Annotated in this window: 11 protein-coding genes; all 11 read left to right on the top strand. The window is 37.6% G+C overall.

Annotation, left to right across the window (positions count from 1 at the left end; all coding sequences use genetic code 11):
• Positions 1 to 213 (top strand): host attachment protein (locus ABYK33_RS09295; RefSeq protein WP_373032876.1); only part of this gene is annotated, 213 nt, incomplete at its 5' end.
• 358 nt (positions 214 to 571) lie between these two features.
• Entirely contained in the window at positions 572 to 2,089 is a 1,518-nt protein-coding gene (locus tag ABYK33_RS09290; RefSeq protein WP_373032875.1) for an N-6 DNA methylase, read from the top strand.
• Entirely contained in the window at positions 2,082 to 3,290 is a 1,209-nt protein-coding gene (locus ABYK33_RS09285) for a restriction endonuclease subunit S (protein ID WP_373032874.1), read from the top strand. Before ABYK33_RS09290 ends, ABYK33_RS09285 begins: the two co-directional genes overlap by 8 nt.
• A complete protein-coding gene (locus tag ABYK33_RS09280) occupies positions 3,287 to 3,823 on the top strand; it encodes a super-infection exclusion protein B (RefSeq protein WP_373032873.1) in 537 nt (178 codons plus the stop codon). Before ABYK33_RS09285 ends, ABYK33_RS09280 begins: the two co-directional genes overlap by 4 nt.
• Positions 3,823 to 4,653 (top strand): hypothetical protein, encoded by an 831-nt coding sequence (locus ABYK33_RS09275; protein WP_373032872.1) that lies wholly within the window; start codon positions 3,823 to 3,825, stop codon positions 4,651 to 4,653. The genes ABYK33_RS09280 and ABYK33_RS09275 overlap by 1 nt, the downstream gene beginning before the upstream one ends.
• Positions 4,650 to 5,234: an anti-phage protein KwaA gene (gene kwaA / locus ABYK33_RS09270; protein ID WP_373032871.1), complete on the top strand. Its 585-nt coding sequence runs from the start codon at positions 4,650 to 4,652 to the stop codon at positions 5,232 to 5,234. The genes ABYK33_RS09275 and kwaA overlap by 4 nt, the downstream gene beginning before the upstream one ends.
• Positions 5,231 to 6,190 carry an anti-phage protein KwaB gene (gene kwaB, locus ABYK33_RS09265; protein WP_373032870.1) on the top strand — a complete coding sequence of 320 codons (960 nt, stop codon included), beginning with the start codon at positions 5,231 to 5,233 and terminating at the stop codon, positions 6,188 to 6,190. The genes kwaA and kwaB overlap by 4 nt, the downstream gene beginning before the upstream one ends.
• Before the next feature lie 144 nt (positions 6,191 to 6,334).
• The gene (locus ABYK33_RS09260) at positions 6,335 to 6,952 is read left to right on the top strand and encodes a DUF6088 family protein (RefSeq protein WP_373032869.1); all 618 of its coding nucleotides are present in this window, start codon (positions 6,335 to 6,337) and stop codon (positions 6,950 to 6,952) included.
• Positions 6,945 to 7,940 (top strand): nucleotidyl transferase AbiEii/AbiGii toxin family protein, encoded by a 996-nt coding sequence (locus ABYK33_RS09255; RefSeq protein ID WP_373032868.1) that lies wholly within the window; start codon positions 6,945 to 6,947, stop codon positions 7,938 to 7,940. Before ABYK33_RS09260 ends, ABYK33_RS09255 begins: the two co-directional genes overlap by 8 nt.
• Positions 7,933 to 11,142: a type I restriction endonuclease subunit R gene (locus ABYK33_RS09250; RefSeq protein WP_373032867.1), complete on the top strand. Its 3,210-nt coding sequence runs from the start codon at positions 7,933 to 7,935 to the stop codon at positions 11,140 to 11,142. Before ABYK33_RS09255 ends, ABYK33_RS09250 begins: the two co-directional genes overlap by 8 nt.
• Positions 11,143 to 11,336: 194 nt before the next feature.
• A partial coding sequence (locus ABYK33_RS09245; RefSeq protein WP_373032866.1) for a hypothetical protein occupies positions 11,337 to 11,581 on the top strand: 245 nt, incomplete at its 3' end.

The following is an 11,581-nucleotide window of genomic DNA, read 5'->3' as shown; positions in this document are numbered from 1 at the left end:
CAGGAGAGCAGCATTCTAAAGCAGATCAGTGCGGACATCGCCTCGCTCATCAAACAGGAGTCGCCGTCGCAATGGCACCTTGCCTTCCCGAAAGCGACCAGCAAGAAGCTTAACGAAAAGCTGGACCCGCAGGTCAAGCAGTCGCTTAAAAAGTGCGTCGCTGCCGACCTGACAAAGATCAACAAGAACAAACTCCTCTCTCACTTCGAATAAAAGACCCGAAGCCCTCGGGCTTCCTGGTCACGCTTTCAGATCAAAATATTGGTTGTTTTACCCCGAATGTTCTTCGGATTTAAATTCGGACCATCCGGTGCCAAAAATTCATCGACATACCGCCGAACTGCTGATGCTCTATCTCGGCCTGACGCGCTTCATTAAGAACCTTGTCATACGGGCTATTACCCAATAGATTTTTATAAAAACCAGTTGGTTGTGTGGAATGATTGGTTTATATATAGTGATTACTCTAACATTATATGTCACATAGTAATGACAACGATGTTTAACCCCCGTTATACCGTCCGGGTGGTAGAATCATTTAAAATAAATTATTAGTTGATGGATACTGTATATGGCGAAAGCAAAGCAAGAAGAGTCGATAGAAAAACAGCTATGGAAAGCTGCCGATAAACTACGAAAGAACATTGATGCTGCAGAGTATAAGCATGTGGTTATGGGGCTTGTGTTTTTAAAATATATCTCTGATAGTTTTGAAGAACTTTATAACAAACTGGAAGCGGGCGAAGGGGAGTATGCCGGAGCCGACCCTGAAGACAGAGACGAGTATAAAGCTGAAAATGTATTTTTTGTTCCACCTACTGCTAGATGGTCGTTTCTTCTCTCGAATGCCAAACTGCCAAACATCGGTAAGATTGTTGATGAGGCCATGGATGTTGTCGAAAAAGACAATCCTTCGTTAAAAGGCGTACTGCCAAAAGTGTTTGCCAGAGATAACCTTGACAGTAAGTCTCTTGGTGGACTTATCGACCTTATAGGAAATATAGCTTTTGGAGATGCAAAGGCTCGAAGTGCCGATGTGCTTGGGCATGTGTTTGAGTACTTTTTAGGTGAGTTTGCACTTGCTGAGGGTAAACAAGGTGGACAGTTCTATACGCCTAAGAGTGTCGTTGAACTTCTTGTAAAGATGTTGGAACCGTACAAAGGCAGGGTCTTCGACCCCTGTTGCGGTAGTGGCGGTATGTTTGTGCAGTCCGAAAAGTTTGTAATAGAGCATCAAGGAAAGATAAACGATATTTCTATCTACGGTCAAGAGTCAAACCAAACCACTTGGCGACTCGCAAAGATGAACCTCGCCATTCGCGGTATAGACAGTTCCCAGGTCAAGTGGAACAATGAAGGCTCATTTCTAAACGACGCGCACAAAGACCTCAAAGCCGACTTCATCATTGCCAACCCACCTTTTAATGTGAGTGACTGGAGCGGTGACCTGCTGCGAAATGACGGACGCTGGAAGTACGGAACCCCGCCGGAGGGTAATGCAAACTATGCCTGGATACAACACTTTCTCTACCACTTGGCGCCTACGGGAACAGCTGGCTTTGTATTGGCTAAAGGCTCTCTAACAAGTAACGCTGGAGGAGAAGGAGATATTAGAAAGGCATTAGTCGATGCTAATCTCGTAGACTGTATAGTGAACCTACCCGCAAAACTTTTTTTAAACACGCAGATCCCGGCGACTATCTGGTTTATGAAAAGAGGAAGAACGACTAAAGATATCTTATTTATAGACTCTCGAAACATGGGTGAACTTATAAACAGAAGAACAAAAGAGTTTAGCCATGAAGACACAGACTGCATAGCTAAGGTTTATCACGATTGGAAAACTGGGAGTAGTGAGTATGAAGATATAAAAGGTTTTTGTAAGTCAGCTTCTCAAGATGAAGTAAAAGAGTTAAACTATGTACTAACTCCTGGGCGATATGTAGGACTTGAAGAGGTAGATGATGAATTTGACTTTAAAGAGAGGTTTACGAGTTTACAACAAGAGTTAAAAGAGCAGATAGAAGAGGAAGAAGCACTTAATCAGAGAATTAATGACAACTTGGCAAAGGTCGTTATTGATGGGTGAGTGGAAAGAATTTAAAATTTCTGATATTGCTGATGTGATTGGTGGTGGAACTCCAAAAACTACACTCCCAGAATATTGGAATGGCAACATTCCTTGGTTATCGGTGGTTGATTTTAATACAGGTAGAAAGTATGTTTCTAATACTGAAAAAACAATAACTAATTTAGGTTTAGAAAAAAGTAGTACAAAATTATTGCAAAAAAATGACATTATTATTTCGGCAAGAGGAACAGTTGGGGCATTAGCTATGCTAGATAAACCAATGACATTTAACCAATCTTGCTACGGGCTAAGAGCTAAGGAAAACGTATCTATTAATGATTATTTGTTCTATCTTTTAAAAAATACGGTAAAACAATTACAACAAGTTTCTTATGGTGCTGTATTTGACACTATCACTAGAAATACTTTTGATGAAACCGATATTTTACTTCCACCACTTGAAGAACAAAAAGCAATAGCAGAAGTTCTAAGTAGCCTTGATTATAAGATCGACCTTCTCCACCGCCAAAACAAAACTCTTGAAGCGTTAGCACAAACACTTTTTAGACAATGGTTTATTGAAGAGGCTACGGATGAGTGGGAAACTTGCAAGTTATCAGATATTGCAGTTATGCAAAATGGGTTTTCTTTTAGTAGTAAACATTATATTCCATATGAAAAAGAGCATTTAGAAGTTTTAAAAATGGGGCATATTGAAAGAGGCGGTGGATTAAAATTAAATCCAAAAAAAGATTTTGTTCCAAGAGAAGAGAAGTTAGAAAAATGGATACTTAATAAAAATGACATTGTAATGGCAATGACTGATATGAAAGATAATGTCGTAATTTTAGGGGTCCCTGCAATAATAGATAAATCTGACAAATATGTTTTAAACCAAAGAGTTGCTCGTATATATTTAAAATCTGATGAAAAACTATTAAATAACTACTTATTATATGTACAACTAAAAGACCCTGATTTTATCGCGTTACTACAAAGTAAAGCAAATAGTGGGGTTCAAGTTAACCTTTCTACTCAAAGTATTAAAGATAGTGAAATTATAATTCCTCCAATGGGCATCCAAAAAACAATTGGTAAAGATATTACGGATTTATATTTGAAAAAAGAAAACAATGATGTTCAAATTAAAACTTTAGAAAATATGAGAGATACACTTTTACCTAAGCTTATGAGTGGGGAAGTGAGGGTGAAGCTATGAATTTCGATTTAAATGGTTTTTTAAAACTTTTTGGGTCACTATCAAAACTTGCATGGATTGTTTTTTTTAGTGGACTTATTTTAATTATGTCCAGCAATGATTTTAGAGAAAAGTTTTATTTAGAAGAATTTGTTACCAACTATGGGGTATGGATTGGTATCTCAACTTTAATAGCGGGTATACTTATCGTAATAGATGTTTTGGACAAAATATTTTCATACTTTAAACGTAACAAGAAGGCTTCACAAACACAAAGTAGGTTGCTGAGAACTCTTAAGAATCTTGGAATAGAAGAGAAAAAGATCTTAGCTTATTTTCTTTCTCAACAAAAGCAAACAGTAGTTTTTAAATTTCAGTATGTTGCTGCAATACCTGATAGTATAGGTCATCTCCAACAAATGGGGTTTTTATATGAAGTGAGTAATGAATATGGCACTTATTATTATCAAGTAGTAGATGAGATATGGGCTATTCTAGAAGACCATTGGCAGGAAGTGTTTTATGAAGATGAATTTAAATCGAAAGTTAATTAGTGTCTAGTTTAAAAACAATCGAAAAAAAATATTTTGAAGATTTACTTGGTGTAGCAAGTGGGTATGTCTTAGAGTTTACAAATGCGACATATGCAGAGTTCTTTAGAGAAACAGCCAATATTGATATTTATTCTACAAAATATGCATTTAATGGCGATTCAAAAGGTAAGAGGCTTCGTGCATTTTGGGAAAAAGAGTCGGATTTATTAGTAGGGAAAGTTTTAACAGCCTTACTGGAAGTGTGGGGGTATGAACAAAAGAAAAAGAAAGCGCCTGTGAATACTCCAGAATTTGACGAGTGTGTCAAGATAGTACATCGACTTTTGGGCAAAACAGTTTATGATGAATCTACAGAAAGTGACTTTTTAAGTCATGATTTTTCAAAATTGAACTTATCCCTCTTGAATATTGACATGCAGTTCGAGACAATAATACAACAGAGAATTGATGAAATTAAAAAGTCTTTACGTAGTGGTGCTTCATTGTCGGTTATCTTTTTATGTGGCAGTACTCTAGAAGGTCTTTTACTTGATGTCGCAACAAAAAATCCTCAACAATTTAATATGGCGAGTTCTGCTCCAAAGGATAAAGAACTAAAAGTGAAGCCAATGTATGAGTGGACATTGGATAGTTTGATAAATGTAGCACATGAAACAGGTTTTATTGAGTTAGACATTAAAAAATTTAGTCATGTCTTAAAAGATTTTAGAAACTATATTCATCCTAGACAACAAGCTTCGCAAGGTTTTTCACCAGATAAACATACGGCTGAAATCAGTTGGAAGGTATTGCAAGCGACTATTGCTAGCTTAAGTGGAGAACGAAAATGAATAATACTCGTAGAAAAATTGATTTATATCTTATGTCATTAGGCTTACTATTCATATTTTTTATTATTATTACAGTGGATTTTCCTATATGCATTGGCAAAGAGTGTACTTTTATTGGATTTGTAGAATTATTAAAGAATAATATCTTGCCTGTCATCTCTATTGTCTTATTGCTTTATTGTTTTTATGCTTTTAAGCGATTTGAATTTGATTTAGAAGGGAGTACTGACTTACCTTTTAAAATAACAAGGATAAAAGGCATTAACTATGAACATTTGACTTTTTTAGCTACATATGTGGTTCCTTTAATAAGTTTTGATTTTGATAGTTACAGGCAAATGATTGTTCTTTCTTTACTTTTGATTGTGATGGGTATAATTTATATTAAGACTGACCTTTTTTATGCAAACCCTTCGTTAGCCTTGCTTGGATTCCAGATTTATGAAGCAAATGGTAATTTTAAAATGAGTGATAAAGAAAATATTATTTTAATATGTAGAGGTCGATTAATCGAGGGACAAAAAGTCCATTATATTAAATTGGACGAACGAATTTATTATGTAAAAAAGGACTATACATGAATATAGAAGAATTAAGAGAGAATTTACAATATCATGTTGATAATGTTGATGATATTGGAATTACTGTTTATGTATTGTTGAAGAATGATGATAGTTTTACGCCCAAAAAACTAGATATTAAAGCAGCATCATTACCTGAACTAAAAGTTATGTTTATTCAAAGTTTAAAAGAAAATATTATTAATGAAGATGAACTTTCCGTTTTAAATCTTTCCTCTTCTGATGAGCGCTTAAATACAATTTATTTATACGACTTAGAGGTTCCAGAAGAGTTGGCAGTTATGGAAACAATTCTTGCTTCAGATGACCATGCATTGTTTAATATCGCTGAAGATGATATTTCTTTGGTAAAAGCATTTTTAATAGAAATTGGTGACAATGAAAATCAGGCTGTTTTATACAAGACGTTGGCACCAGTCAATATTTTTGGAAGATCTAGTTTTTTTCTCAAAAAATCTGAAGAACGATTCGAAAAAATTAATGATGAGTTTTTACGTATTAGTGGAGGATTCCAATTAATGCGATTGAATGACAAACTATTTGTTTTAGACTTGAAAACCATTGAAAAGTTCTTCGGTTTTCATGATGTTATTGTTAGAGAAGCTTCTATAGGTCTTGATGCGGTAGAAGCAATTAACATTTTAGAAAATCCAGAAACACTTAGAGAACTTGTTTCGGATGTGAAATATGCAAGACGTTTTACTAAAGTAGCAAAGTCATCTCCAGTTTTAAAATTGGGAATTAGTAATGATAGAATCATAAATTTTTGTAAAACTTATCCGGGCCTTGCTGGGCGTTTTCGATTTAATACCAATGAAGAAAAACTTCAATTAGATACACAAGTTTCAAAAGACTTGTTTATTAAATTATTAATGGATGATTTTCTAACTTCTGAACTTACTGAGTATCATTACAGTAGTGAAGCCAAAGATAGTGTAGATGTAGTAACTGAATGATAAAATAACACAGAAAAAGAGATAAACGATGTGTTAGCTACTTTTAGGAAATACAGGCTTAATATCTAGGTACATTTCTTAAAAAGTAAGAATAAATCCAGAAAAAGATATACTTTTTTCTAGATACTAATAGAAAGGAAGACCTTGTCTAGCCTCTATAACAACGCATTCTACTTTATAGCTGGACATGGTAGGGGGTGGGCGTTCTCAGCCAATGACCTGCTCGGGAAGTTTAGCCGGGCACAAGCGGACAACCTTTTGTCTGAGCTACTAAAGCAAGGGAAGATCAGGCGAGTAGCTAGAGGTATATACGACTATCCAAAATATAGCGAACTCTTACAAAAAGAGCTAAGCCCTGACATCGAACAAGTTTCCCGCGCCTATGCCAGAAAGTTTAACTGGAAAATAGAAGTGAGTGGAGACACCGCATTAAACATACTTGGACTTTCAACACAGGTACCGGGGAAGTACATCTATCTTAGTAACGGACCCAACAAGAGCTACAAAATACTAGATAGCATGACAATAGAGTTTAAAAAATCTTCTTTAAAAAACATAGGCTTTAAACATAAAGAGAGCTCTTTAATCGTTCAAGCTCTTAAAACCCTCGGCAAAGATAGAATAGATGATATGGTCATCGAAACGATTAGAAAAAAGATAGAGCCAAGCAAGTACTCTAAAATACTCAACGATACCAAGTCTTCTACGGTATGGATCTATGAGACCATCAAAAAGATTTGTAAAGTAGATGACAATGAATGATGTTGCTAACTTATCGGTAGAACAAAGAAACGAGTTGTTTCAAGAAACAGCAAGTCTGATGAACACGACAAATGCCATTGTCGAGAAAGATTTTTGGGTTGTATGGACGCTTGACAAACTGTTTTCAGATGCCAGGTTAAATAAAGTTCTAATGTTTAAAGGCGGAACGAGCCTTTCTAAAGTCTTTAACCTCATAGGCCGTTTCTCGGAAGATATTGATTTGATTTTGGATTGGACTTTAGTGACTGGTAAAGATCCGCAAGAAAGTCGTACACCTACTCAGCAAGGTATATTAAATAAGCAAGTCAACAAAGATGCTATAGCCTATATTGAAGAGGTGCTATTGCCTGTTGTATCTGAAATCTTATCTTCATATTGTACTTGTAGCATTGATGAAGAAGACAAGTTTTCTATAAATATCATTTATCCATCAGCTTTTATCGATAAAGCATTAAGACCTCAGATACTCCTAGAGATAGGTCCTCTGGCGTCATGGTTACCTTCAAGCTCTTACACAATCACACCCTTTGTTGCGGAGAAGTTTCCACACCTCTTTAAACAACCAGAATGTAGCGTGAATGCTGTTATGGCTAAAAGAACTTTTTGGGAAAAGGCGACGATTTTACATCAAGAAGCGAATAGAGCAGAAGGGAAAATGATACCGTTACGGCATTCACGGCATTATTACGACCTTGCACAGATGGCGCAAGCTGCAGTAAAAGAAGAAGCATTGACAGATTTGGGACTTTTACAAGATGTCGTGGAATTTAAACAGAAGTTTTACAGAAGCCCTTGGGCTAAATATGAAGATGCCAAGGTGGGAACATTCAAGTTGCTGCCGCCAGCATTTAGGTATAAGGAACTCAAAGAAGATTATGCTTCTATGCAAAGCATGATCTTTGACAAACATCTGACTTTTGAAGAGATCATTACTCTGTTGGAATCTTTGGAAGCTGAGATCAATGCATTGGAGCCTTTGGATGAATAAGATAAGCGAAAATGAGATAGAACTGTTTGCCATAGAGCTTCTGGAAAAACAGGGGTTCGAATACATATATGCTCCAAACGTCGCACCCGACAGTGACACGCCAATGCGAGACTCTTTCGAAGAGGTGATTTTAAAAGATAAACTTCAAAATGCACTGACTGCTCTCAATCCTGCTTTAGAGCATGACCTGATCTTTGATGCTTTAAAACAGATAGAGAGATTAGGCACGACAGAACTGTTAACCGACAATGAAACTTTTCATAAAATGCTGACAGAGGGCATAACGCTAGAGGTCCAAAGAGACGGCGTGACACGTGGGGAGATCGTTAAGCTGATAGACTTTGAAGATGTAGACAATAATGACTTTGTTGTCTCGAACCAATTTACAATTGTCGCAAATGGGACGAATAAACGTCCCGACATTATTCTCTTCATCAATGGCTTACCTCTTGTAGTAATGGAACTGAAAAACCCGGTAGACGAAAATGCGACCATAAAATCTGCATATAAGCAGATACAAACGTATAAAAGCATCATTCCCTCTTTGTTTACGTACAATGCATTTTGTATTATCAGTGATGGCTTGGAGGCAAAAGCAGGCACCATTTCAGCAGGACTGACGAGGTTCATGAGCTGGAAAAGCAGTGACGGTAGAGAGGAAGCCTCAAAGCTTGTTTCACGGATGGAAACATTGATAGACGGGATGTTGAACCGTGCGACACTTTTAGATTTGGTACGAAGTTTTATTGTCTACGAAAAGAGTAAACATGAGGACAGTAAAACAGGTATCGTGACCATTGAAACGGTCAAAAAACTAGCAGCTTACCACCAATACTACGCCGTTAATAAGGCCATACAATCAACACTGCGTGCTACCGACTTGGATAGTTATGTCGAAGAAGATCCCATCGCTTATGGACTATCAAGTGTAGAACAACAGCCCAGAGGCGATAGAAAAGCGGGTGTCGTCTGGCATACACAAGGCAGTGGCAAATCACTCTCTATGGTCTTCTATACCGGTAAAATCGTTCTGAGTTTAAACAACCCGACGATCTTGGTTATCACCGATAGAAACGATCTAGACGATCAGCTTTTTGATACTTTCGCCAGCTCACAAAGTCTGCTTAGACAAGAACCGATTCAAGCCGTAGACAGAGAACATCTGAAAAGTCTACTCAAAGTGGCGAGTGGCGGCGTTATATTTGCCACAATCCAAAAGTTTCAACCAGAAGAGGGGAACATCTACGATGAACTTTCAAACAGAAAAAACATCGTAGTCATTGCCGACGAAGCACACCGTACACAGTATGGATTTAAACCAAAAACAGTCGATGTGAAAGATAACGATAAGAATGTTATAGGCAAAAAGATAGTGTATGGCTTTGCCAAATATTTAAGAGATGCCTTACCTAATGCCACTTACCTTGGATTTACGGGTACACCGATAGAAAGCAGTGACGTCAATACGCCTGCCGTATTTGGAAACTACGTCGATATTTACGACATTGCACAAGCGGTTGAAGATGGAGCTACGGTTAAGATCTACTATGAAAGTCGGCTAGCAAAAATAACGCTGAGTGATGAAGGAAAGAAGCTTGTAAAAGAGCTCGATAGTGAGTTAAAAAATGGCGACCTGAATGAGACGCAAAAAGCTAAAGCCAAATGGACACAGCTAGAAGCACTTATAGGGAGCGAAAACAGGGTTAAAGAAGTCGCGAACGATATTGTGACACACTTTGAAAACCGTCAGGAAGTATTTGACGGCAAAGGAATGGTGGTCGCAATGAGTAGAAGAATTGCTACCAGACTTTATGAAGAGATCATCAAACTTCGTCCTGAATGGCATAGTGATGATCTGGACAAAGGTATTATAAAAGTTATTATGACTGCAAGTAGTAGTGACGGTCCGCAGATGGCAAAACATCATACCACTAAAAAACAGAGAAGAGAACTGGCTAACCGCATGAAAGATGCGAAGGATGAACTAAAACTTGTCATTGTAAGAGATATGTGGTTGACTGGTTTCGATGCGCCCCCTATGCATACACTTTACATAGATAAGCCTATGAAAGGGCATAACCTCATGCAAGCTATTGCAAGGGTCAATAGAGTCTATAAAGACAAGCCTGCCGGCCTTGTAGTAGATTATTTAGGAATTGCAAGTGATTTGAAAAAGGCTCTTTCGTTTTATAGTGATAGCGGAGGGAAAGGCGACCCTGCACTTGGGCAAGAACAAGCCGTTGCACTGATGCTTGAAAAACTGGAAGTGGTGTCTCAGATGTACCATGGGTTTAGTTATGAAGATTATTTTGAGGCTGGCACAAGAGAAAAGTTGTCGTTAATCTTAGAAGCAGAAGAACATATACTTGGTCTTGAAGATGGTAAAAAAAGATACATAGATGAGGTAACTGCACTGTCCCAAGCTTTTGCTATAGCTATTCCTCACGATGAAGCTATGGATGTTAAAGATGAAGTTTCATTTTTTCAAGCAGTAAAAGCACGACTTGTTAAGTTTGACAGTAGTGGTAATGGTAGAACTGATGAAGAGATGGAAACTACCATAAGACAAGTGATAGATAAGGCACTTGTAACAGAACAAGTGATCGATATTTTTGATGCTTCCGGAATAAAAAAGCCTGATATTTCCATACTGTCAGAAGAGTTTTTACTAGAAGTCCAGGGGATGAAGCATAAAAATATTGCTCTTGAAGTTCTTAAAAAACTTCTCAATGATGAGATAAAAACTAGAATGAAAACAAATCTGGTTCAGAGTAAATCATTGATGGAAATGTTGGAAAGCTCAATAAAAAAATATCACAATAAGATTATTACTGCGGCTGAAGTTATAGAAGAGCTAATCAAGCTCAGTAAAGATATTCACAAAATGGATGAAGAACCTAAGGCTATGGGACTGACTGATTTTGAGTATGCTTTTTATACGGCTATTGCCAATAATGACAGTGCCAAAGAAGTAATGGAAAAAGATGCATTAAGAGAATTGGCTGTTGTCCTTACTGCGAGGGTAAAGGCCAACACCTCTATTGACTGGACGATAAAGGAGAGTGTGAGAGCTAAGTTGAAAGTAATCGTAAAAAGAACGTTACGACAGTTTGGTTATCCACCGGATATGCAGATGTTGGCTACTGAAACGGTACTCAAGCAGGCTGAGATGATTGCCGGTGAATTGACTGCAGTGAATTAAGCATTAAGACAAAGTAATTTAGATACTCATATATTCTGCTACTTTATCTTTATTAAAAAACCATTTCAACAAGTTGGTAATCCTTTTTTCTATTTATGTTTGATACCGTGGCAACGAACTTACGTTTCTATCCCGAAAACAATCCTCTAAGCCGTGCTACGGCATACTCCTTTTCAAAAAATACAGGAATATCTATGCTATTTTCAAAACGTATCGTCGCTGCGGCGGTTGCCGGGCTGCTGACTGTGCCGGGTGCTCAGGCGGGGTGGCTTGACACGGTTGTTGACAAGGTGCAGGCGTCGGCCGAGAAGGTTGTCGAGAAGCACGGTGAGTCGTTTACCGACCTTACGGCTGCGGAGATGGACGGCGGGCTTCGCGAGGCGCTGAACAAAGGGGTGAAAGTCGCCATTTCGCAGCTGGGGCGCGAGGACGGCTATTT

This window comes from Sulfurovum sp., from assembly GCF_041562805.1.
In the GTDB taxonomy this organism is placed as follows: domain Bacteria; phylum Campylobacterota; class Campylobacteria; order Campylobacterales; family Sulfurovaceae; genus Sulfurovum.
This window is presented reverse-complemented; position numbering and strand designations above follow the sequence as displayed.